18 protein-coding genes, 4 tRNA genes and 1 pseudogene are annotated in these 22,869 nt (G+C 41.5%); 19 read left to right on the top strand and 4 right to left on the bottom strand.

What is annotated here, in order from left to right; all coding sequences use genetic code 11:
- Nucleotides 1-15 precede the first annotated feature (15 nt).
- The 12 genes from D2C78_03240 (at nucleotide 16) to rplL (ending at nucleotide 5,049) form a co-directional block, all read left to right on the top strand.
- Nucleotides 16-100 (top strand) — tRNA-Tyr (locus tag D2C78_03240).
- Nucleotides 101-116: 16 nt separating this feature from the next.
- Nucleotides 117-193 (top strand) — tRNA-Gly (locus D2C78_03245).
- 30 nt (nucleotides 194-223) lie between these two features.
- Nucleotides 224-298, top strand: a tRNA-Thr gene (locus D2C78_03250).
- A gap of 126 nt (nucleotides 299-424) precedes the next feature.
- On the top strand, nucleotides 425-1,624 hold the full coding sequence (tuf, locus tag D2C78_03255; GenBank protein ID QEF35037.1) for an elongation factor Tu: 1,200 nt from the start codon (nucleotides 425-427) through the stop codon (nucleotides 1,622-1,624).
- Between the two features lie 56 nt (nucleotides 1,625-1,680).
- Entirely contained in the window at nucleotides 1,681-1,839 is a 159-nt protein-coding gene (gene rpmG / locus D2C78_03260) for a 50S ribosomal protein L33 (protein QEF35038.1), read from the top strand.
- Nucleotides 1,840-1,878: 39 nt separating this feature from the next.
- A tRNA-Trp gene (locus tag D2C78_03265) sits at nucleotides 1,879-1,954 on the top strand.
- 141 nt (nucleotides 1,955-2,095) lie between these two features.
- A complete protein-coding gene (secE, locus tag D2C78_03270; protein QEF35039.1) occupies nucleotides 2,096-2,275 on the top strand; it encodes a preprotein translocase subunit SecE in 180 nt (59 codons plus the stop codon).
- Nucleotides 2,276-2,301: 26 nt separating this feature from the next.
- Complete coding sequence (gene nusG / locus D2C78_03275) at nucleotides 2,302-2,832, top strand: transcription termination/antitermination protein NusG (protein ID QEF35040.1); 531 nt, start codon at nucleotides 2,302-2,304, stop codon at nucleotides 2,830-2,832.
- A 17-nt stretch (nucleotides 2,833-2,849) separates the two neighbouring features.
- On the top strand, nucleotides 2,850-3,275 hold the full coding sequence (rplK, locus tag D2C78_03280; protein QEF35041.1) for a 50S ribosomal protein L11: 426 nt from the start codon (nucleotides 2,850-2,852) through the stop codon (nucleotides 3,273-3,275).
- 44 nt (nucleotides 3,276-3,319) lie between these two features.
- Nucleotides 3,320-4,024, top strand: coding sequence for a 50S ribosomal protein L1 (locus tag D2C78_03285; protein QEF35042.1), 705 nt, complete (start codon nucleotides 3,320-3,322; stop codon nucleotides 4,022-4,024).
- 108 nt (nucleotides 4,025-4,132) lie between these two features.
- Nucleotides 4,133-4,627, top strand: coding sequence for a 50S ribosomal protein L10 (locus tag D2C78_03290; GenBank protein QEF35043.1), 495 nt, complete (start codon nucleotides 4,133-4,135; stop codon nucleotides 4,625-4,627).
- Between the two features lie 44 nt (nucleotides 4,628-4,671).
- A complete protein-coding gene (rplL, locus tag D2C78_03295; protein QEF35044.1) occupies nucleotides 4,672-5,049 on the top strand; it encodes a 50S ribosomal protein L7/L12 in 378 nt (125 codons plus the stop codon).
- A gap of 38 nt (nucleotides 5,050-5,087) precedes the next feature.
- Here the strand turns inward: rplL and D2C78_03300 are convergent, their stop codons facing one another.
- Entirely contained in the window at nucleotides 5,088-5,279 is a 192-nt protein-coding gene (locus tag D2C78_03300; GenBank protein QEF35045.1) for a hypothetical protein, read from the bottom strand.
- Here D2C78_03300 and D2C78_03305 point away from each other — a divergent pair.
- The 4 genes from D2C78_03305 (at nucleotide 5,273) to fusA (ending at nucleotide 17,014) form a co-directional block, all read left to right on the top strand.
- Nucleotides 5,273-13,945, top strand: a complete 8,673-nt coding sequence (locus D2C78_03305; protein QEF35046.1) for a DNA-directed RNA polymerase subunit beta/beta' — start codon at nucleotides 5,273-5,275, stop codon at nucleotides 13,943-13,945. The genes D2C78_03300 and D2C78_03305 overlap by 7 nt on opposite strands.
- Before the next feature lie 88 nt (nucleotides 13,946-14,033).
- Nucleotides 14,034-14,441 (top strand): 30S ribosomal protein S12, encoded by a 408-nt coding sequence (locus D2C78_03310; GenBank protein QEF35047.1) that lies wholly within the window; start codon nucleotides 14,034-14,036, stop codon nucleotides 14,439-14,441.
- Nucleotides 14,442-14,456: 15 nt separating this feature from the next.
- Nucleotides 14,457-14,924: a 30S ribosomal protein S7 gene (locus tag D2C78_03315; protein ID QEF35048.1), complete on the top strand. Its 468-nt coding sequence runs from the start codon at nucleotides 14,457-14,459 to the stop codon at nucleotides 14,922-14,924.
- Between the two features lie 11 nt (nucleotides 14,925-14,935).
- Nucleotides 14,936-17,014, top strand: a complete 2,079-nt coding sequence (gene fusA, locus D2C78_03320) for an elongation factor G (GenBank protein ID QEF35049.1) — start codon at nucleotides 14,936-14,938, stop codon at nucleotides 17,012-17,014.
- Between the two features lie 564 nt (nucleotides 17,015-17,578).
- Here the strand turns inward: fusA and D2C78_03325 are convergent.
- Both D2C78_03325 and D2C78_03330 read right to left on the bottom strand, forming a co-directional pair.
- Entirely contained in the window at nucleotides 17,579-18,568 is a 990-nt protein-coding gene (locus tag D2C78_03325; GenBank protein QEF35050.1) for an aldo/keto reductase, read from the bottom strand.
- Nucleotides 18,550-18,805, bottom strand: a pseudogene (locus D2C78_03330) (hypothetical protein). Before D2C78_03330 ends, D2C78_03325 begins: the two are co-directional and overlap by 19 nt.
- Between D2C78_03330 and D2C78_03335 the strand changes: the two are divergent.
- Complete coding sequence (locus D2C78_03335) at nucleotides 18,794-19,066, top strand: flagellar protein (GenBank protein QEF35051.1); 273 nt, start codon at nucleotides 18,794-18,796, stop codon at nucleotides 19,064-19,066. The pseudogene D2C78_03330 and the gene D2C78_03335 overlap by 12 nt on opposite strands.
- 193 nt (nucleotides 19,067-19,259) lie before the next feature.
- On the opposite strand, the gene waaF is transcribed toward D2C78_03335, so the two are convergent.
- Complete coding sequence (gene waaF / locus D2C78_03340; GenBank protein ID QEF35052.1) at nucleotides 19,260-20,309, bottom strand: lipopolysaccharide heptosyltransferase II; 1,050 nt, start codon at nucleotides 20,307-20,309, stop codon at nucleotides 19,260-19,262.
- 61 nt (nucleotides 20,310-20,370) lie between these two features.
- On the opposite strand from waaF, the gene D2C78_03345 reads away from it, so the two are divergent.
- Together D2C78_03345 and asd are read left to right on the top strand one after the other, a co-directional pair.
- Nucleotides 20,371-21,699: a histidine--tRNA ligase gene (locus D2C78_03345; GenBank protein ID QEF35053.1), complete on the top strand. Its 1,329-nt coding sequence runs from the start codon at nucleotides 20,371-20,373 to the stop codon at nucleotides 21,697-21,699.
- Nucleotides 21,686-22,726: an aspartate-semialdehyde dehydrogenase gene (gene asd, locus D2C78_03350; protein QEF35054.1), complete on the top strand. Its 1,041-nt coding sequence runs from the start codon at nucleotides 21,686-21,688 to the stop codon at nucleotides 22,724-22,726. Before D2C78_03345 ends, asd begins: the two co-directional genes overlap by 14 nt.
- Nucleotides 22,727-22,869 lie beyond the last annotated feature (143 nt).

The raw sequence follows: 22,869 nt of genomic DNA on the forward strand, positions 1-22,869 counted from the left end.
TTTTGCGAAGTTTTTGGTGAGATACTCAAGTGGCCAACGAGGGCAGACTGTAAATCTGCTGACTATGTCTTCCGTGGTTCGAATCCACGTCTCACCACCATTTTGTTTTTTTAGATGCGGGAATAGCTCAGTTGGCTAGAGCATCAGCCTTCCAAGCTGAGGGTCGCGGGTTCGAGTCCCGTTTCCCGCTCCATTTTTAGGATAACATTTTAGTTTTTGAGACGCCTATATAGCTCAGAGGCAGAGCACTTCCTTGGTAAGGAAGAGGTCGGCGGTTCAATTCCGCTTATAGGCTCCAGTTTATAATCTCTTGAATGGCGATAAGACAAAAATGTCTTAAATTTTGTGGTAGCATTTAGGAATACTTAGGATTTTGTTTAGTATAATTCTAAAATCCATTTCAAAAAATTAAGGAGAAATACAAATGGCAAAAGAAAAGTTTAACAGAACTAAGCCGCATGTTAATATTGGAACCATTGGGCATGTAGACCATGGTAAAACGACTTTGAGTGCAGCGATTTCAGCGGTGCTTTCTTTGAAAGGTCTTGCAGAAATGAAAGACTATGATAATATTGATAACGCCCCTGAAGAAAAAGAAAGAGGGATCACTATCGCTACTTCTCACATTGAATATGAGACTGAAAACAGACACTATGCGCATGTGGATTGCCCAGGACACGCTGACTATGTAAAAAACATGATCACCGGTGCGGCGCAAATGGACGGAGCGATTTTGGTTGTTTCTGCAGCTGATGGTCCTATGCCTCAAACCAGAGAGCATATCTTATTGTCTCGTCAAGTAGGCGTGCCTCACATCGTTGTTTTCTTAAACAAACAAGACATGGTAGATGACCAAGAATTGTTAGAGCTTGTGGAAATGGAAGTACGCGAATTGTTGAGCGCGTATGAATTCCCTGGCGATGACACTCCTATCATAGCGGGTTCAGCTTTGAGAGCTTTAGAAGAAGCAAAGGCTGGTAATGTGGGTGAATGGGGTGAAAAAGTGCTTAAGCTCATGGCTGAAGTGGATGCCTATATCCCTACTCCAGAAAGAGACACTGAAAAAACTTTCTTGATGCCGGTTGAAGATGTGTTCTCTATTGCGGGTAGAGGGACTGTGGTTACAGGTAGGATTGAAAGAGGTGTGGTGAAAGTAGGCGATGAAGTGGAAATCGTTGGTATCAGACCTACACAAAAAACGACTGTAACCGGTGTAGAAATGTTTAGGAAAGAGTTGGAAAAAGGTGAAGCCGGCGATAATGTGGGCGTGCTTTTAAGAGGAACTAAAAAAGAAGAAGTAGAACGCGGTATGGTTCTATGCAAACCAGGTTCTATCACTCCGCACAAGAAATTTGAGGGAGAAATTTATGTCCTTTCTAAAGAAGAAGGCGGGAGACACACTCCATTCTTCACCAATTACCGCCCGCAATTCTATGTGCGCACAACTGATGTGACTGGCTCTATCACCCTTCCTGAAGGCGTAGAAATGGTTATGCCTGGCGATAATGTTAAAATCACTGTAGAATTGATTAGCCCTGTTGCGTTAGAGTTGGGAACTAAATTTGCGATTCGTGAAGGCGGTAGGACTGTTGGTGCTGGTGTTGTGAGTAATATTATTGAATAATCTTACTCATATGGAAGTGAAAAAGTTACCATAAAGGTCGCTAATAAAGGGTTATCATGAAAGTTAAAATAGGGTTGAAGTGTTCTGATTGCGAAGATATCAATTACAGCACCACTAAGAACGCCAAGACTAACACTGAAAAACTGGAGCTTAAAAAGTTCTGCCCAAGGGAAAATAAGCACACTCTTCATAAAGAAATTAAATTGAAGAGTTAGCTCTTTCTTTTGCATTGCAATTTAAAGGGAGGGGAGGTTAGGTCAGTAGCTCCAATGGTAGAGCGTCGGTCTCCAAAACCGGTTGTTGGGGGTTCGAGTCCCTCCTGGCCTGCCATCTACTAATTTATTCTATCAAATTTTTGTTTCAATTGGATTGTTTTTGAATTTTTAATTTTAGTTTAAGCTATTTTGGATAAAATTGAAAATTCTTTTAATGTATAAATGTATTAAGTTTAAGTGAGGGCGAAAAGAAATTATGGATAAATGGCTCATGCAATATAAATTAGCTAGAGAAGAGCTTTCTAAAGTGATATTTCCCATTAAGGAGCAGATACGCAACGCGCTTGTTTCTGTTTTGGTGGTGGTGAGTGCTATCACGCTGTTTTTAGCTTTGTTGGATTTTTCTCTGGGGGCTTTTATCTCTAGTGTTCTATAGGTTGGTGGCTTTAAATAAGGAGAATAATGATGGATTGGTATGCTATACAAACTTATTCAGGGAGCGAGCAGTCCGTTAAGAAAGCGATTGAGAATCTAGCGAACGATCATAATATAAGAGATAGGATACAAGAGATCATTGTGCCTACTGAAGATATTATAGAGGTTTCTAAAAAAAGCAAGACGAAAGTAACGGAACGAAGCCTTTATCCTGGGTATGTTTTTATTAAGGTGGATTTAGATACGGTTTTGTGGCATAAGATACAATCTTTGCCAAGAGTGAGCCGTTTTATTGGAGAAAATAAAAAGCCAACCCCATTGAGTGAAGCGGATATTGGGCATATTTTAGAAAAAATGAATAACCGAGCGGCCCCCAAGCCCAAAATCTTTTTTGAGCAAGGCGAAGTGGTGCGCGTGGTGGAAGGCCCTTTTGCGAACTTTACCGCTACGGTGGAAGAGTATGATGTGGAGCACCGCAAACTCAAGCTCAATGTTTCTATTTTTGGTAGGAACACTCCAATAGAGATTTTGCATTCGCAAGTGGAAAAAATTATATAACTTTTTAAGGAGAAAACATGGCTAAAAAAGTAGTCGGAGAAATCAAACTTCAAATCCCTGCCGGTAAGGCAAACCCTTCACCTCCCGTAGGGCCAGCGTTGGGTCAAAGAGGGGTTAATATCATGGAATTTTGCAAGGCTTTTAATGAGAGAACTAAAGACATGGGGAGTTTTAATATCCCGGTCATTATCACGGTTTATCAAGATAAGAGTTTCACTTTTATCACTAAAAAGCCTCCGGTAACGGATTTGATCAAAAAAGCTTCTGGGGTTGAAAAAGGTTCTGACAACCCGCTCAAAAATAAAATTGCAAAGCTCACCCACAAGCAAGTGGAAGAGATCGCACAATTGAAAATGGAAGATTTAAACACAAGTACCATGGAAGCGGCCAAAAAAATCGTTATGGGTAGCGCTAGGAGCATGGGCGTAGAAGTTGTGGATTGATTGGGTTTTGTTGGAATTGAAAGAAATTTTTAAGGATTAGAATCGTGGCAAAAAAAGTATTTAAAAGATTGGAAAAACTTTTTTCTAAAATTCAAAACGATAAAGCGTATGGCGTAGAGCAAGGCGTAGAGGTGGTTAAGTCCCTCGCTTCAGCCAAATTTGATGAAACCGTGGAAGTAGCGTTAAGGCTAGGGGTTGATCCAAGGCATGCGGATCAAATGGTGCGCGGTGCGGTGGTGCTTCCTCATGGAACAGGGAAAAAAGTAAGAGTGGCCGTTTTTGCAAAAGACATCAAGCAAGATGAAGCCAAGAACGCTGGGGCTGATGTCGTTGGCGGAGACGATTTGGCTGAAGAAATCAAAAATGGCCGTATTGATTTTGACATGGTGATCGCAACGCCTGATATGATGGCGGTTGTCGGTAAAGTGGGTAGGATTTTAGGCCCTAAAGGTTTGATGCCAAACCCTAAAACCGGAACCGTTACGATGGATATTGCTAAAGCGGTTAGTAACGCTAAAAGCGGTCAAGTGAATTTCAGGGTGGATAAAAAGGGCAATGTTCATGCCCCTATTGGCAAAGCGAGTTTTCCTGAAGAAAAAATCAAAGAAAACATGCTTGAGTTGGTTAAAACGATCAACCGCCTAAAACCCAGTAGCGCGAAAGGCAAGTATATTAGAAACGCCGCTCTCTCGCTCACCATGTCGCCTTCAGTGAGTTTGGACGCACAGGAATTGATGGATATTAAATAGCGTTAGGAGTTTTTAATCTTAGGCTGAAGATCGTAAGAGCTAAAAAGCTTAAAATTTCTTTTTTAAAAAGATAATCTTGCAGAGGTCTAGTCTAGAAAGGAGGAAAAGATGCAAAAACAACATCAAAGGCAGCATAAAGTAGAGCTAGTCGCTAACTTAAAGTCGCAATTTGTAGATGCCAAAGCCCTTTTAATTTGCGATTATAAGGGTCTTAGCGTGAAAAAGTTGGAAGCTTTAAGGAATAAGGCTCGCACTCAAGGCATTAAAGTGCAAGTGATTAAGAACACTCTCGCTCATATTGCCATGAAAGAGGCTGGCTATTCTGATTTGGATTTGAAAGAAACCAATGTGTTTTTGTGGGGCGGTGATCAAATCGCTCTCTCTAAACTCGTGTTTGATTTCCAAAAAGAGCATAAAGATCACTTTGTGTTGAAAGCGGGCTTGTTTGATAAAGAAAGCGTTAGCGTAGCTCATGTGGAAGCGGTTTCAAAACTCCCAAGCAAAGAAGAGCTTATGGGAATGTTGCTTTCTGTTTGGACGGCTCCGGCGCGTTATTTTGTGACCGGTTTAGATAATTTGCGTAAAGCGAAAGAAGAAAACTAAGAGCCTATGATGGCTTTAATTAAAAAAATTTGAAGGATTGGATTATGGCAATTTCAAAAGAAGAAGTGTTAGAGTATATTGGTTCATTGAGCGTTTTAGAGCTTGCTGAATTGGTTAAAATGTTTGAGGAAAAATTTGGCGTGAGCGCGACTCCAACGGTCGTAGCGGGTGCGGCTGTAGCTGGCGGTGTAGCGGCTGAGAGCGAAGAAAAAACCGAATTTAATGTGATTTTGGCTGATAGCGGTGCTGAAAAAATCAAGGTGATTAAAGTGGTTCGTGAAATCACTGGACTTGGCCTGAAAGAAGCTAAAGACGCTACCGAAAAAACCCCTCATGTGCTTAAAGAGGGCGTGAATAAAGAAGAAGCTGAAACCATCAAGAAGAAACTTGAAGAAGTAGGTGCTAAGGTTGAAGTCAAGTAAGACTTAAAAACAGAAAGGCCTTTGTGCCTTTCTCTGATCTAGTGCGGCAGATGATTTTGCTCCATGATTTTGTTTGTGAGCGTGTGGCCTAAAGTGGTTAGTATTGCAGGTGGGTTTTTGGTATTTTTATCATGGATGGTTCTAAAATTTAAAGATCCTTTTGCAATGCTTACTTGAATTAATGCATTAAATAACTCAAAATTTTTGATCAAAGGCTTGAAATATGTCAAAAAAAATTCCCCTAAAAAACCGCTTGAGAGCTGATTTTACAAAAACCCCAACAGATTTAGAAGTTCCTAATTTATTATTATTACAACGAGACAGCTATGATTCTTTCTTGTATTCCAAAGAGGGTAAAGAGAGCGGGATTGAAAAGGTTTTTAAATCCATTTTCCCTATCCAAGATGAGCATAACCGTATCACTTTAGAATACGCAGGTTGCGAATTTGGCAAGTCTAAATACACTGTTAGAGAAGCGATGGAGAGGGGCATTACCTACTCTATCCCTCTCAAAATTAAAGTGCGCTTAATCTTGTGGGAAAAAGATACCAAAAGTGGCGAAAAGAACGGCATCAAGGATATTAAAGAACAAAGCATTTTCATTCGTGAGATCCCTTTGATGACAGAACGCACTTCATTTATTATCAATGGGGTGGAGCGCGTGGTGGTCAATCAACTCCACAGAAGCCCCGGTGTGATTTTTAAAGAAGAGGAGTCTAGCACTTCTTTAAACAAGCTCATTTACACAGGGCAAATCATCCCTGATAGGGGTTCGTGGCTGTATTTTGAATACGATTCTAAAGATGTTTTATACGCTCGTATCAATAAACGCCGTAAAGTGCCTGTTACCATTTTATTCAGGGCGATGGATTATCAAAAACAAGACATCATCAAAATGTTCTACCCGCTTGTTAAAGTGCGTTATGAAAACGATAAATATTTGATCCCATTTGCCTCATTAGACGCCAACCAAAGAATGGAATTTGACTTGAAAGATCCGCAAGGCAAGGTTATTCTTTTAGCAGGAAAAAAGCTCACTTCAAGAAAGATTAAAGAGCTTAAAGAAAACCATTTAGAATGGGTGGAATACCCTATGGATATTTTACTCAATCGTCATTTAGCTGAGCCTGTTATGGTAGGGAAAGAAGTCTTATTGGACATGCTCACTCAACTAGATAAAAACAAATTAGAGAAAATCCACGATTTAGGCGTGCAAGAATTTGTGATCATCAACGATCTAGCGTTAGGGCATGACGCTTCCATTATCCATTCTTTTTTGGCCGATTATGAGTCTTTGAAATTACTCAAGCAAACCGAAAAAATTGATGATGAAAACGCTCTAGCGGCGATTCGTATCCATAAGGTTATGAAACCAGGCGATCCTGTTACGACTGAAGTGGCTAAGCAGTTTGTCAAAAAACTTTTCTTTGATCCAGAACGCTATGATTTGACCATGGTGGGGCGCATGAAAATGAATCACAAGTTAGGCTTGCATGTGCCTGATTACATTACGACTTTAACGCATGAAGATATTATCACTACCGTTAAATACCTCATGAAAATCAAAAACAATCAGGGCAAGATTGATGACAGGGACCACTTAGGCAATCGTAGGATCAGAGCGGTAGGGGAATTGTTGGCTAATGAATTGCATTCAGGCTTAGTGAAAATGCAAAAGACCATTAAAGACAAGCTCACTACCATGAGCGGGGCTTTTGATTCGCTCATGCCCCATGACTTGGTCAATTCTAAAATGATCACAAGCACCATCATGGAATTTTTCATGGGCGGTCAGCTCTCGCAATTCATGGATCAAACCAACCCTTTGAGTGAGGTTACGCACAAACGACGCCTTTCAGCGCTCGGTGAAGGGGGGTTGGTGAAAGATAGGGTAGGGTTTGAAGCTAGGGATGTGCACCCCACGCATTATGGCCGAATTTGTCCCATTGAGACCCCAGAAGGTCAAAATATCGGTTTGATCAACACCCTTTCCACTTTCACGAGAGTGAATGATTTAGGCTTTATTGAAGCCCCTTATAAAAAGGTTGTGGATGGCAAGGTAGTGGGCGAGACGATTTATTTGACCGCTATTCAAGAAGACAGCCACATCATCGCTCCTGCAAGCACCCCTATTGATGAAGAGGGTAATATTTTGGGCGATTTGATTGAAACGCGCGTGGAAGGCGAAATCGTTTTAAACGAAAAAAGCAAAGTTACCTTAATGGATTTAAGCTCTAGCATGCTAGTAGGGGTCGCCGCATCGCTCATTCCTTTCTTAGAACATGATGACGCCAACCGCGCTCTAATGGGGACTAACATGCAACGCCAAGCCGTGCCGTTATTAAGAAGCGACGCCCCCATTGTAGGCACAGGGATTGAAAAAATTATCGCTAGGGATTCTTGGGGAGCGATCAAGGCTAATCGCACAGGCGTTGTAGAAAAAATTGATTCTAAAAATATTTACATTTTAGGCGAAGGCAAAGAAGAGGCCTATATTGATGCGTATTCTTTGCAAAAAAACTTACGCACCAACCAAAACACCAGCTTCAATCAAGTCCCTATCGTTAAAGTGGGCGATAAAGTGGGAGCCGGGCAAATCATCGCTGATGGCCCTAGCATGGATAGAGGCGAGTTAGCGTTAGGGAAAAATGTGCGCGTGGCGTTCATGCCTTGGAATGGCTATAACTTTGAAGACGCCATCGTGGTGAGTGAGCGCATCACTAAAGATGATATTTTCACTTCCACCCACATTTATGAAAAAGAAGTGGATGCTAGAGAGCTTAAGCATGGCGTGGAAGAATTTACCGCTGATATCCCTGATGTGAAAGAAGAAGCGCTCGCTCATCTTGATGAAAGCGGGATCGTTAAAGTGGGCACTTATGTGAGCGCTGGCATGATTTTAGTGGGCAAGACTTCTCCTAAAGGCGAGATTAAAAGCACGCCTGAAGAGCGGCTCTTAAGGGCGATTTTTGGGGATAAAGCCGGGCATGTGGTCAATAAGAGTTTGTATTGCCCCCCCAGTTTGGAAGGCACGGTGATTGATGTGAAAGTCTTCACTAAAAAAGGCTATGAGAAAGACGCGCGGGTTTTGAGCGCGTATGAAGAAGAAAAAGCCAAGCTTGATATGGAGCATTTTGATCGCTTGACCATGCTCAATAGAGAAGAATTGTTGCGCGTTAGCTCGCTCCTTTCTCAAGCGATTTTAGAAGAGCCTTTCAGCCATAACGGCAAGGATTATAAAGAAGGCGATCAAATCCCTAAAGAAGAAATCGCTTCAATCAACCGCTTCACTTTGGCTAGTTTAGTCAAAAAGTATTCTAAAGAAGTGCAAAACCACTATGAAATCACTAAAAATAATTTCTTAGAGCAAAAGAAAGTTTTGGGTGAAGAGCATGAAGAAAAGCTCTCTATTTTAGAAAAAGATGATATTTTGCCTAATGGCGTGATCAAAAAAGTCAAGCTCTATATCGCTACAAAACGGAAGCTTAAGGTGGGCGATAAAATGGCAGGAAGGCATGGGAATAAAGGGATTGTGTCTAATATCGTGCCGGTTGCGGATATGCCTTATACCGCTGATGGCGAGCCTGTGGATATTGTCTTAAACCCTTTGGGCGTGCCAAGCCGCATGAACATCGGGCAGATTTTAGAAATGCATTTAGGCTTAGTGGGGAAAGAATTTGGGAAACAAATCGCTAGCATGCTAGAGGATAAAACCAAAGATTTCGCCAAAGAATTGCGCGCTAAAATGCTAGAAATCGCTAACGCCATTAATGAAAAAGACCCCTTGACAATCCATGTTCTTGAGAATTGTTCTGATGAAGAGCTTTTGGAATACGCCAAAGATTGGAGCAAGGGCGTTAAGATGGCTATCCCTGTGTTTGAAGGCATCTCGCAAGAAAAATTTTACAAGCTGTTTGAGTTAGCTAAGATCGCTATGGATGGCAAAATGGATCTGTATGATGGGCGCACAGGCGAGAAAATGAGGGAGCGCGTGAATGTGGGCTATATGTATATGATCAAACTCCACCACTTAGTGGATGAAAAAGTCCATGCCAGAAGCACAGGCCCTTATAGCCTAGTAACGCACCAGCCTGTTGGGGGTAAAGCGCTCTTTGGGGGTCAAAGGTTTGGGGAAATGGAAGTGTGGGCCTTGGAAGCTTATGGCGCAGCACACACTTTAAAAGAAATGCTTACCATTAAATCCGATGATATTAGGGGCAGAGAGAACGCTTATAGGGCTATCGCTAAAGGTGAGCAAGTGGGCGAGAGCGAAACCCCTGAGACTTTCTATGTCTTGACTAAAGAATTGCAATCGCTCGCTTTGGATATTAATATTTTTGGGGACGATGTGGATGAGGATGGAGCGCCTAAACCTATTGTCATTAAAGAAGATGACAGGCCTAAAGACTTTAGCTCTTTCCAGCTCACTCTAGCCAGCCCTGAAAAAATCCATTCTTGGAGTTATGGGGAAGTTAAAAAGCCAGAAACGATCAATTATCGCACCCTAAAACCCGAACGGGACGGCTTGTTTTGCATGAAAATCTTTGGCCCTACTAAAGATTATGAATGCTTGTGCGGTAAATACAAAAAGCCTCGCTTCAAAGACATTGGCACATGCGAAAAATGCGGCGTGGCGATCACGCATTCCAAAGTCAGGCGTTTTAGAATGGGGCATATTGAATTGGCCACTCCTGTAGCGCACATCTGGTATGTCAATTCCTTGCCTAGCCGTATCGGCACGCTTTTAGGTGTTAAGATGAAAGATTTAGAGCACGTGTTGTATTATGAAGCTTATATCGTCAAAGAGCCAGGTGAAGCCGCTTATGACAATGAAGGCGCTAAGCTTGTGATGAAATACGATATTTTGAATGAAGAGCAGTATCAAAATATCTCACGAAGATACGAAGACAGGGGCTTTGTAGCGCAAATGGGCGGCGAAGCGATCAAGGATTTGTTAGAAGAAATTGATTTGATCACCTTATTGCAGAGTTTGAAAGAAGAAGTGAAAGACACTAACTCTGATGCGAAAAAGAAAAAACTCATTAAGCGTTTGAAAGTGGTAGAAAGCTTTTTAAATTCCGGTAACAGGCCTGAATGGATGATGCTCACGGTTTTACCGGTATTGCCACCGGATTTAAGGCCTTTAGTCGCGCTAGATGGCGGGAAGTTTGCAGTCAGCGATGTGAATGAATTGTATCGTCGTGTCATCAATCGTAACCAACGCTTGAAACGCCTAATGGAGCTTGGGGCGCCAGAAATCATTGTGCGCAACGAAAAAAGGATGTTGCAAGAAGCCGTGGATGTGCTTTTTGATAACGGCCGCAGCACCAATGCGGTTAAAGGGGCTAACAAACGCCCTTTAAAATCGCTCAGCGAGATCATTAAAGGCAAGCAAGGGCGTTTCAGGCAAAACCTTTTAGGTAAGCGCGTGGATTTTTCAGGCAGAAGCGTGATTGTGGTTGGGCCTAATCTTAAAATGGATGAATGCGGGTTACCTAAAAACATGGCGTTAGAACTCTTCAAACCGCATTTGTTATCCAAGCTTGAAGAGAGAGGTTATGCCACCACGCTCAAACAAGCTAAACGCATGATTGAGCAAAAAAGTAATGAAGTGTGGGAGTGCTTGCAAGAAATCACAGAGGGGTATCCGGTGCTACTCAACCGCGCTCCTACCTTGCACAAGCAATCCATTCAAGCGTTCCATCCAAAGCTGATTGACGGCAAAGCGATCCAATTGCACCCGTTAGTGTGTTCAGCGTTTAACGCCGATTTTGACGGGGATCAAATGGCGGTGCATGTGCCTTTAAGCCAGGAAGCGATCGCTGAATGCAAGGTGCTGATGTTAAGCTCTATGAATATCCTTTTACCCGCTAGCGGTAAAGCCGTAGCCATTCCTAGCCAGGATATGGTTTTAGGGCTTTATTATCTTTCTTTAGAAAAGAGCGGGGTCAAGGGCGAGCATAAGCTTTTTTCTAGCGTGAATGAAATCATCACCGCTATTGACACGAAAGAATTAGACATCCACGCAAAGATTAGGGTTTTAGATCAAGGGAATATTATCGCTACGAGCGCAGGGCGCATGATCATCAAGTCTATTTTGCCTGATTTTATCCCTACGGATTTGTGGAACAGACCCATGAAGAAAAAAGATATTGGCGTGCTTGTGGATTATGTGCATAAAGTCGGTGGTATTGGCATTACCGCAACCTTTTTGGATCATTTGAAAATGCTTGGCTTTAGGTATGCGACTAAGGCTGGTATTTCTATCTCTATGGAAGATATTATCACGCCAAAAGACAAGCAAAAAATGGTGGAAAAAGCCAAAGTAGAGGTTAAAAAAATCCAGCAACAATACGATCAAGGGTTGCTCACTGACCAAGAGCGTTACAATAAGATCATTGACACTTGGACTGAAGTCAATGACAAAATGAGTAAAGAAATGATGAGTGCTATCGCAAAAGATAAAGAGGGCTTTAACTCTATTTATATGATGGCAGATAGCGGCGCAAGGGGGAGCGCGGCGCAAATCCGTCAGCTTTCAGCGATGAGGGGTCTTATGACAAAGCCGGATGGTAGTATCATTGAAACGCCTATTATTTCTAACTTTAAAGAGGGGTTGAATGTCTTAGAATACTTTAACTCCACGCATGGCGCTAGAAAGGGCTTAGCAGATACAGCGCTAAAAACCGCCAATGCGGGGTATTTGACAAGAAAGCTCATTGATGTTTCGCAAAATGTCAAGGTGGTGTCTGATGATTGCGGCACGCATGAAGGGATTGAAATCACGGATATTGCAGTAGGGAGTGAGCTGATTGAACCTTTAGAAGAGCGTATTTTTGGGCGCGTTTTATTAGAAGATGTGATCGATCCCATTACGAATGAAATCTTGCTTTATGCGGACACTTTGATTGATGAAGAGGGCGCTAAAAAGGTGGTTGAAGCTGGGATTAAATCCATTACGATCCGCACCCCAGTAACTTGTAAAGCGCCAAAGGGCGTGTGCGCGAAATGCTATGGCTTGAATTTAGGCGAAGGCAAGATGAGTTATCCAGGTGAAGCGGTGGGCGTGGTAGCCGCGCAATCTATTGGGGAGCCTGGAACGCAGCTCACTTTAAGGACTTTCCATGTGGGCGGGACAGCGAGCAGGAGTCAGGATGAGCGTGAAATCGTGGCGAGCAAAGAAGGTTTTGTGCGTTTTTATAACCTTAGGACTTACACGAACAAAGAGGGTAAAAACATTATCGCCAACCGCCGTAACGCTTCTATTTTAGTGGTAGAGCCTAAGATTAAAGCGCCTTTTGATGGGGAATTGCGCATTGAAACGGTTTATGAAGAAGTCGTTGTGAGCGTGAAAAATGGCGATCAAAAAGCTAAATTCGTTTTAAGAAGAAGCGATATTGTCAAACCAAGCGAATTAGCCGGTGTTGGCGGTAAGATTGAGGGGAAAGTGTATTTGCCTTATGCTAATGGGCATAAGGTGCATAAGGGGGGAAGTATCGCTGATATTATCCAAGAGGGCTGGAATGTGCCTAATCGCATCCCTTATGCGAGCGAATTGCTAGTCAAGGATAATGACCCTATCGCGCAAGATGTGTATGCCAAAGAAAAAGGCGTGATCAAATATTATGTTTTAGAGGCTAACCATTTAGAGCGCACCCATGGGATCAAGAAGGGCGATATGGTGAGCGAAAAAGGCTTGTTTGCGGTGGTAGCTGATGATAATGGTAGGGAAGCCGCTCGCCATTATATCGCTAGGGGTTCTGAGATCTTGATTGATGATAATAGTGAAGTGAGTGCTAATAGCGTGATTTCTAAACCCACGACTAACACTTTCAAAACGATTGCCACATGGGATCCTTACAACACCCCTATCATTGCGGACTTTAAAGGTAAGGTGAGTTTTGTGGATGTTATCGCAGGCGTTACGGTCGCTGAAAAAGAAGACGAAAATACTGGTATCACCAGTTTAGTGGTGAATGATTACATCCCAAGCGGATACAAACCAAGCTTGTTTTTAGAGGGGGCTAATGGAGAAGAAGTGCGTTATTTCCTAGAGCCAAAAACTTCCATCGCCATTAGCGATGGCTCTAGTGTGGAGCAGGCTGAAGTGTTAGCGAAAATCCCTAAAGCGACCGTTAAATCCAGGGATATTACTGGGGGTCTCCCGAGGGTTTCGGAATTGTTTGAAGCGAGAAAACCCAAGCCTAAAGATGTAGCGATCCTTTCTGAAGTTGATGGGATAGTGAGTTTTGGCAAACCCATTCGCAATAAAGACCACATCATCGTAACCTCTAAAGATGGCCGTTCTATGGATTATTTTGTGGATAAAGGCAAGCAAATTCTAGTGCATGCCGATGAATTTGTGCATGCAGGAGAGGCGATGACGGATGGAGTAATTTCAAGCCATGATATTTTAAGGATCAGCGGCGAAAAAGAGCTTTATAAATACATTGTGAGCGAAGTCCAGCAAGTGTATCGCAGGCAAGGGGTAAGCATTGCGGACAAACACATTGAAATCATTGTCTCTCAAATGTTAAGGCAAGTGCGCATCTTAGACAGCGGGGATAGCAAGTTTATTGAAGGGGATTTAGTCAGTAAAAAACTCTTCAAAGAAGAAAACGCTCGTGTGATCGCTTTAAAAGGCGAGCCAGCGATTGCTGAACCGGTGCTTTTAGGGATCACTAGAGCGGCTATTGGGAGCGATAGCATCATCTCAGCGGCCTCTTTCCAAGAAACGACTAAGGTTTTAACAGAAGCCAGTATTGCGATGAAAAAAGACTTTTTAGAGGATTTGAAAGAGAATGTGGTGTTGGGGAGGATGATCCCTGTGGGAACAGGCATGTATAAGAATAAAAAAATCGTGCTGAGAGCGCTTGAAGATGGCCCTAAATTTTGATATAAAAAATCGGTTAAGATTTTTAAAAGAAAAATTAGGGTAAAATGGGAGAACTTTTAGTTTTAAATTTTTAGAATAAGGAAAAATAGTGCCTACTATCAATCAGTTGATTAGAAAAGAAAGGAAAAAGGTGGTTAAAAAAACAAAATCACCTGCATTAGTGGAATGCCCTCAAAGAAGAGGGGTTTGTACTAGGGTTTATACGACTACCCCTAAAAAGCCTAACTCGGCTTTGAGAAAGGTCGCTAAGGTCCGTTTGACCAGTAAATTTGAAGTGATCAGTTATATCCCTGGTGAAGGGCATAACTTGCAAGAACACTCCATTGTGTTAGTGCGTGGGGGTAGGGTTAAGGATTTACCCGGTGTGAAATACCATATCGTTCGTGGCGCTTTAGACACTGCAGGGGTCAATAAAAGAACGGTTTCACGCTCTAAATACGGGACTAAAAAAGCTAAAGCAACCGACAAGAAAGCAACAGACAACAAGAAAAAATAAGAGGAAAATAAAAACATGAGAAGAAGAAAAGCACCCGTTAGGGAGGTTTTGGGCGATCCTGTTTATGGGAACAAAGTGGTTACTAAGTTTATCAATAAGATGATGTTCGACGGCAAGAAAAGCGTAGCGGAAAAAATCATCTACAAAGCTTTCAATAAGATTGAAGAAAAAAGCGGTGAAAAAGGGATTGAAGTGTTTGAAAAAGCCCTAGAAAGGGTGCGTCCTTTAGTGGAAGTGCGCAGCAGAAGAGTGGGTGGGGCTACCTATCAAGTGCCGGTAGAAGTGAGGGCGAGTCGCCAGCAGTCGCTATCTATCCGTTGGATTTTAGAAGCCACTAGAAAACGCAATGAAAGAATGATGGTGGATAGATTGGCTAACGAGCTTATGGATGCGGCTAACGATAAGGGTGCGGCTTTTAAGAAAAAAGAAGATGTGCATAAAATGGCAGAAGCGAATAAAGCGTTCGCGCACTATCGCTGGTAATTGGAGTTAGAATGGCTAGAAAAACCCCATTAAACAGGATCAGAAATATCGGTATCGCCGCTCACATTGATGCCGGGAAAACCACCACTTCTGAAAGGATTTTATTCTACACAGGCGTGAGCCATAAGATTGGCGAAGTGCATGACGGTGCGGCGACAATGGACTGGATGGAGCAAGAAAAAGAAAGAGGGATCACTATCACTTCTGCGGCAACGACTTGTTTTTGGAAGGATCACCAAATCAATTTGATTGACACCCCAGGGCATGTGGATTTCACTATTGAAGTAGAACGATCCATGCGCGTGCTAGATGGTGCGGTTTCGGTGTTTTGCTCGGTTGGGGGCGTGCAACCTCAAAGCGAGACCGTGTGGCGTCAAGCGAATAAATACGGCGTGCCTAGGATTGTTTTTGTCAATAAAATGGATAGGATTGGGGCGAATTTCTATAATGTAGAAAACCAGATTAAGCAACGCTTGAAAGCCAATCCTGTGCCTATTAATATCCCTATTGGGGCTGAAGACACTTTCATTGGTGTGATTGATTTAGTCCAAATGAAAGCGATTGTTTGGAATAATGAAACCATGGGGGCCAAATACGATGTGGAAGAAATCCCTAGCGATTTGTTAGAAAAGGCTAAACAATACCGAGAAAAGCTTGTAGAAGCCGTAGCCGAGCAAGATGAAGCCTTGATGGAAAAGTATTTAGGCGGTGAAGAATTGAGTATTGAAGAAATCAAAAAAGGCATTAAAACAGGTTGTTTGAACATGAGCCTTATCCCTATGCTTTGTGGTTCTTCTTTTAAAAATAAAGGCGTGCAGACTTTATTAGACGCAGTTATTGATTACTTGCCAGCGCCTACGGAGGTTGTGGATATTAAGGGGATTGATCCAAAAACTGAAGAAGAGGTTTTTGTGAAATCCAGCGATGATGGCGAGTTTGCCGGTTTGGCGTTTAAAATCATGACGGATCCTTTTGTGGGCCAACTCACTTTTGTGCGCGTGTATCGTGGCAAGCTAGAATCCGGTAGCTATGTGTATAACTCCACCAAAGACAAGAAAGAGCGCGTGGGGAGACTGCTTAAAATGCATTCCAATAAGAGGGAAGACATTAAAGAAGTTTATGCGGGTGAGATTTGCGCGTTTGTGGGCTTAAAAGACACGCTGACTGGGGACACGCTTTGCGATGAAAAAAATGCGGTTGTTCTAGAGAGAATGGAATTTCCTGAGCCGGTCATTCACATCGCTGTGGAGCCTAAAACGAAAGCAGACCAAGAAAAAATGGGCGTAGCGTTAGGCAAGCTCGCTGAAGAAGATCCAAGTTTTAGGGTGATGACTCAAGAAGAAACCGGGCAAACCCTCATCGGTGGTATGGGTGAATTGCACCTAGAAATCATCGTGGATAGGTTGAAGAGAGAATTTAAGGTGGAAGCTGAAATCGGTCAGCCACAAGTCGCCTTTAGAGAAACTATCCGCTCAAGCGTGAGCAAAGAGCATAAATACGCTAAGCAAAGCGGTGGTCGTGGGCAATACGGGCATGTGTTTATCAAGCTTGAGCCTAAAGAGCCTGGCAGTGGGTATGAATTTGTGAATGAAATTTCTGGGGGCGTGATCCCTAAAGAATATATCCCTGCGGTGGATAAGGGTATCCAAGAAGCGATGCAAAATGGCGTTTTGGCAGGCTATCCGGTGGTGGATTTTAAAGTTACCCTTTATGATGGGAGCTACCATGATGTGGATTCTTCAGAAATGGCGTTTAAAATCGCTGGCTCTATGGCGTTTAAAGAAGCGAGTCGCGCGGCTAACCCGGTTTTACTAGAGCCTATGATGAAAGTGGAAGTGGAAGTCCCTGAAGAATACATGGGCGATGTGATTGGCGATTTGAATAGAAGAAGAGGGCAAATCAATTCTATGGATGACCGATTAGGCTTGAAAATCGTGAACGCTTTTGTGCCGTTGGTGGAAATGTTTGGTTATTCTACGGATTTACGATCAGCCACTCAAGGGCGTGGGACTTACTCCATGGAGTTTGATCATTATGGCGAAGTGCCTAGCAATATCGCTAAGGAAATTGTAGAAAAGCGTAAGGGCTGATTTAATTATAACGCTCTCTTATTTTTAGGGGGTGTTATAGGTGCTGTTTAAATTTTTTCTCTTTTGGATTTAAAAAGGCTTTTTGAGTGTTTTTATCCCTTTTTATCTCTCTCTAATTACCTTTTTTGCTATAAGATTGATTTTTGGCTCTATGTCTTGTCAAATAGGGGTAACTAAAACTTTTTGATTTTTAAAAATGGGGTTTTGGTTGCTTTGTTTTATAGTAAAATTTATTTTCTTAAGTTTATTTAAGACTTATTTTTTAGGGGATAGGGGGTGTTTTGAAATAACTTTTCCCCTTAACACCCACAAGATCGCATTACAAGAAATTCCGCTTGACTCATAACAAGCTCTTTTGTATTCAATCTTAAAAAACGCTTTTTGGTATTTTTCAAATTTTTATAATCAATTTTTTATTAAAACAAAGCCTTGTTAAAATGCCTTAAAAAGTTTGTTAGGGGGATAAAAACACACTGACAAACAGAAAATAACGCTCAATCTCTTTTAAAAGAGCCAATGCATCTCTTTTAAAAGAGCCAATGCAATTATAAATACCCAATACTTTTATTGATTCACCATTTCATTGATTCTTTCAGGGTAGCGGGCCCCTTCTATTTTGATTGCAGTCAATTCTTTTTGGAAAATCTCCAATTCTTTTTGACTCCAAGAAACCTGCAAAGCCCCTATATTTTCTATGAGCCTGGATTCTTTGGTGGTGCCAAAGAGAGGGACAATGATTTTTTGCGTGTGCAAAATCCATGAGAGAGCCAGTTGGGCTGGTGTAACGCCTTTAGCGTGTGCATGATCTTGGATTAATTCCACCAAGGCGTAATTTTTGGCTAGATTTTCTTGATTAAACCTAGGACAAACGCTTCTAAAATCCTCACTAGCGAAGGTGGCATTTTTTTCAAATTTCGCACCTAAAAACCCCTTACCCAAAGGCGAAAAAGCGACAAAGCCAATTTTTTCTTTTTCTAAAAAACCTAAAATCTCTTTTTCAGGTTCGCGCCACCACAAGGAATATTCGCTCTGCAACGCGCTTAAAGGGCAAATTTGATGGGCTTTTTGGATGCTAGATAACCCTGCCTCACTCATCCCCCAAGCTTTAATTTTTCCTTCTTTAATAAGAGCTTGCATAACTTCTGCCACTTCTTCTATGGGCGTGTTAGTATCCATGCGGTGTTGGTAGTATAAATCAATGCATTCTACTTTTAAGCGTTTCAAACTCCCTTCAATGGCGCTCTTAATGCGGTTAGGACTGGAGTCTAAAAACATGGTTGCGTATTTGTCATTAGGATCTGCGTAGTAAATCCCAAACTTGCTCGCTACCACAACCTTGTCTTTAAAAGGCTTGATCGCTTCGCCTAAAAGCTTTTCATTATCTTCCCCATAAGCCTCTGCAGTGTCAAAAAAGTTAATACCCAATTCCAAAGCCTTATGGATAAGTTTAACCATCTGCTTTTTATCATGGACTTCCCCATACCCATAAGTCATGCCCATGCACCCTAGAGCTAATGCGCTCACTTTTAAAGGGCCTAAATGACGCTGTTGCATACAAACTCCTTGATTTCATATTGTTTTTTGTTTTTTTAGTATGACCGCAATCTTAATTTTTGTCAAACTTTCTAAAACCAAAGATAATTTATCAAGTTTTTTGTATTGTAGTTTTTTTAAGGCAGCAAAACCACCAAACCAATCAAAAATTTGATTGGTTTCTATTCGTTTACTTTTGAGAAATATAATTCTCTCGCTTTTAAGATCATCACAAGGAGTTTTCGTATGAAAAAGCAAATCTTGACAGGTGTTTTATTATCAGTTTTGGCAGTGAGTTCTGCATACGCTCACAAAGATAAAAAAGACGCCAAAAAACCTGAGTTAAGCTCTCAATTAGTGGCTCACAAAGATAAAAAAGACGCCAAAAAACCTGAGTTAAGCTCTCAATTAGTGGCTCACAAAGATAAAAAAGACGCCAAAAAACCTGAGTTAAGCTCTCAATTAGTGGCTCACAAAGATAAAAAAGACGCCAAAAAACCTAAAAACTCAGTGGCCTAATGGCTTTGACTCTAAAAAAGCGTTTTTAAAAACGCTTTTTTGGATATTATCCTATAATTTCCTACCATTTTTTAAAACCCTTGGTGGGATTTGTCGCTCTTCTCACGCTTTCAAAAATAAAATTTAAATCTTTTATAATACACAGAGTTTTATCAATATAGTTGCGTTTTTAAAAAAAGCCCATGAAGGGCGTTTAAGACTCTTCTAAAAGAGTGTGAGCGGCTTTTAAGACTTCAAGGGGCGTGATAGATCGCATGCACAAATGGTTTTTTTCATTCTTTAAAGGGCAAACTCGCTTTTTACAAGGTGCACAGCTTAAATGGTGGTTCAACACAATCGTTTTTTGAGCTTTATAGGGGCGAGTCTCTTTTTCATCAGTGGGGCCAAAAAGAGCGATTAAGGGGGTTTGTGCGCTAGCAGCCACATGCATGGGACCGCTATCGTTAGTGATGAATAAATCTAAAACAGCGATGCGTTGTATCAATTCTTCAATGCTGGTTTTCCCGCACAGATTGTAAGCGTTGTGGGATAATAAGGGGTTTTTTAACAAGCCTTTGATGAGTTTTAAAATTTCTTCAGAAACGACAGCGTCTTCTTTAGCCCCAAAAAAATAAATTTCATGCCCTTTTTCTAACAAAGCAACCGCAACTTCAGCGTAATAAGAAGCTGGCCATCTTTTAGCGCTCCCATAGCTTGCGCTAGGGTTAAAGCCGATTTTTTTAGGGGTGTTTGGGGTGTGAGTGGGGAGGTTAAAGGCTAATTTTAAGGGTAAAACGCTTTTTTGATCCAATTCTTTTTCTAAAAATTGCGAAAACAAAAAGCAATACTTTTCCACTTGGTGATACTCTTTAGGGGCAGTAGTTATCGCATGGCTGAGAAACAAAGAACGGAAAAATTGGGCAAAACCGATGCGAATAGGCGTTTTTGTCGCATAGAGCAAAAAAGCGGAATAGAAATGGTTGTTTAAAGTGATCGCTATATCGCAACGCCCTATTTTTTGAGCGAGTTTGTGAGTGGCTAGCAGCCTGAAAAAGGATTTTTTGGTGTCATCTATAAAAACGGCTTCTATTTTTTCATCTTTTTTGAAAAGTTCGCAAGTGATTTGTGGACCCACTAAGATAAAATGCGCGTTAGGGTAGTGGTGTTTAAGGGTGTAAAAAAGCGAGCTTGCCATTACCCCATCGCCTAACCAATTAGGCAAACGCAATAAAATACGCATGCGTTTGGGCGCATTTACGCTCATCAATAGCCCTTTTTTAAAGATTTTAAGCTAAAATTTTAGCATACAAATACAAGGAAATGGAATGATTACCCCTAAAGTGTTGAGCGGGTTTAAAGACCGCTTGCCTAAAGATGCGATACAAAAAGCCCAGTTGCTCGCTAAAGTTTCAGTCGTGTTTCAAAGTTTTGGTTTTGTGCCGATTGAAACCCCTCATTTGGAATACGCTGAAGCGCTACTACCTGATGCGAGCAGTGATATTCAAAAAGAGATTTATCGTTTTAAAGACCATGGGGATAGGGATGTGGCTTTAAGGTTTGATTTGACCGTGCCATTAGCCCGCTTTGTTTCTTTGCACCACCAAATATTAGGCATGCCCTTTAAACGCTACGCTATAGGCAATGTCTTTAGGGGTGAAAGGGCGCAAAAAGGGCGTTATAGGGAATTTACGCAATGCGATTTTGATTTTATAGGGAGCGAGAGTTTGGTGTGCGATGCTGAGATCATTCAAGTGATTATCGCTTCCTTAAAAGCTTTGGATTTAGAAGATTTTTGCGTCTCTATCAACCACAGAAAAATTTTGAACGGGATATGCGAATATTTTGGGATCTCTCAAGTGAATGAAGTGTTGCGCATTGTGGATAAATTGGAAAAAATTGGCTTGGATGGGGTTGAAGAAGAATTAAAAAAAGAGTGCGATTTGAATTCAAACACTATTAAAGAGCTTTTAGAATTAATTCAAATCCAACAAAACGATTTAAGTCATGCGGAATTTTTTGAAAAAATTGCTTATTTGAAAGGCTATAATGAAAATCTGAAAAAGGGCATACAGGATTTAGAAAGGCTATACCAGTTGCTAGGGGATTTGCAAATTTCTCAAAACCTGTATAAAATTGATTTTTCTATCGCTAGGGGATTAGGGTATTATACAGGGATTGTGTATGAAACCACGCTTAATGGCATGAAGTCTTTAGGGAGCGTGTGTTCAGGGGGTCGTTACGATCATTTGACTCAAAATTTTTCTAAAGAGAATTTACAAGGGGTGGGGGCTTCTATTGGGATTGATCGATTGATTGTGGCTTTGAGTGAAATGCAATTACTAGATGAGCGCTCCACCCAAGCTAAAGTCTTAATCGCTTGCATGCATGAAGAGTATTTTTCTTATGCAAACCGCTTGGCGGAGTCTTTAAGGCAAAGCGGGATTTTTAGCGAAGTCTATCCAGAAGCTCAAAAAATCAAAAAACCCTTTTCTTATGCTAACCATAAAGGGCATGAGTTCGTGGCTGTCATTGGCGAAGAAGAATTTAAAAGCGAAACCTTAAGCCTGAAAAACATGCATTCAGGCATGCAGTTGAATTGCTTGAGTTTTTTAAAAGCCCTTGAAATCATTGGAGAAAACGATGAAGACTTATAATGTCGCTATTGTTGGGGCTAGTGGGGCGGTAGGCCAAGAGCTGATTAAGGGTTTAGAAAATTCTTCTTTCCCGATTAAAAAATTTGTCCCGCTCGCTAGCGCTAGGAGTGCCGGTAAAAAGATTAAAGCTTTCAATAAAGACTATGAAATTTTAGAAACCACGCATGAAATTTTTGAAAAAGAAAAAATAGACATCGCCTTTTTTAGCGCTGGGGGGAGCGTGAGCGAAGAATTTGCCACAAGCGCTTCAAAAACGGCCTTAGTGGTTGATAACACGAGCTTTTTTAGATTGGATAAAAAAGTGCCTTTAGTCGTTCCTGAAATCAACGCTAAAGAAATTTTTAACGCTTCCTTGAATATCATCGCTAACCCTAATTGCTCTACCATTCAAATGACGCAAATCTTAAACCCCCTACACCTTCATTTTAAGATAAAAAGCGTTATTGTTAGCACCTATCAAGCTGTGAGTGGGGCAGGGAATAAGGGCATAGAGAGTTTAAAAAATGAGTTAAAAACCGCTTTAGAATGTTTGGAAAAAGACCCCGCTATTGATTTAAACCAAGTCTTGCAAGCCGGGGCTTTCGCTTATCCGATCGCTTTCAATGCGATCGCTCATATTGATGTTTTTAAGGAGAATGGCTACACGAAAGAAGAGTTAAAAATGGTGCATGAAACCCATAAAATCATGGGCGTGGATTTCCCTATTAGTGCGACTTGCGTGCGCGTGCCGGTATTGAGGAGTCATAGCGAGAGTTTGAGTATCGCTTTTGAAAAAGAATTCGATCTCAAAGAAGTCTATGAAGTTTTAAAAAACGCCCCTAGCGTGGTTGTTTGCGATGATCCTAGCCATAATCTTTATCCCACGCCCCTAAAAGCGAGCCACACGGATAGCGTCTTTATTGGGCGCTTGAGGAAGGATTTGTTTGATAAGAAAACTTTGCATGGCTTTTGCGTGGCGGATCAATTAAGAGTGGGGGCAGCCACCAACGCGCTCAAAATCGCTCTGCATTACATTAAGAACGCTTGAGTTTATTCAAAGATAACAAAGATGAATGTGCATGCGCTTGAATTAAGGATAAGGATCAATCTAACCCAATCTCTCAAAAAGAGCTTTAAGTTACTAGGCTTGTGATGTTAAACAAGGGTGTAATTGAATTTCTCAAGGCTTGA

It is taken from the genome of Helicobacter pylori, assembly GCA_008032935.1.
Classification (GTDB): Bacteria; Campylobacterota; Campylobacteria; order Campylobacterales; family Helicobacteraceae; genus Helicobacter; species Helicobacter pylori_CX.

Bases quoted from the DNA above. Each gene is read 5' to 3' on its own strand.
- waaF (QEF35052.1), bottom strand. From the start codon at position 20,309: ATGAGCGTAAATGCGCCCAAACGCATGCGTATTTTATTGCGTTTGCCT.
- D2C78_03290 (QEF35043.1), top strand. From the start codon at position 4,133: ATGCAAAAACAACATCAAAGGCAGCATAAAGTAGAGCTAGTCGCTAAC.
- D2C78_03335 (QEF35051.1), top strand. From the start codon at position 18,794: ATGAAAAAGCAAATCTTGACAGGTGTTTTATTATCAGTTTTGGCAGTG.
- fusA (QEF35049.1), top strand. From the start codon at position 14,936: ATGGCTAGAAAAACCCCATTAAACAGGATCAGAAATATCGGTATCGCC.
- rplK (QEF35041.1), top strand. From the start codon at position 2,850: ATGGCTAAAAAAGTAGTCGGAGAAATCAAACTTCAAATCCCTGCCGGT.
- D2C78_03325 (QEF35050.1), bottom strand. From the start codon at position 18,568: ATGCAACAGCGTCATTTAGGCCCTTTAAAAGTGAGCGCATTAGCTCTA.
- D2C78_03345 (QEF35053.1), top strand. From the start codon at position 20,371: ATGATTACCCCTAAAGTGTTGAGCGGGTTTAAAGACCGCTTGCCTAAA.
- D2C78_03315 (QEF35048.1), top strand. From the start codon at position 14,457: ATGAGAAGAAGAAAAGCACCCGTTAGGGAGGTTTTGGGCGATCCTGTT.
- tuf (QEF35037.1), top strand. From the start codon at position 425: ATGGCAAAAGAAAAGTTTAACAGAACTAAGCCGCATGTTAATATTGGA.
- nusG (QEF35040.1), top strand. From the start codon at position 2,302: ATGATGGATTGGTATGCTATACAAACTTATTCAGGGAGCGAGCAGTCC.
- secE (QEF35039.1), top strand. From the start codon at position 2,096: ATGGATAAATGGCTCATGCAATATAAATTAGCTAGAGAAGAGCTTTCT.
- rpmG (QEF35038.1), top strand. From the start codon at position 1,681: ATGAAAGTTAAAATAGGGTTGAAGTGTTCTGATTGCGAAGATATCAAT.
- D2C78_03305 (QEF35046.1), top strand. From the start codon at position 5,273: ATGTCAAAAAAAATTCCCCTAAAAAACCGCTTGAGAGCTGATTTTACA.
- asd (QEF35054.1), top strand. From the start codon at position 21,686: ATGAAGACTTATAATGTCGCTATTGTTGGGGCTAGTGGGGCGGTAGGC.
- rplL (QEF35044.1), top strand. From the start codon at position 4,672: ATGGCAATTTCAAAAGAAGAAGTGTTAGAGTATATTGGTTCATTGAGC.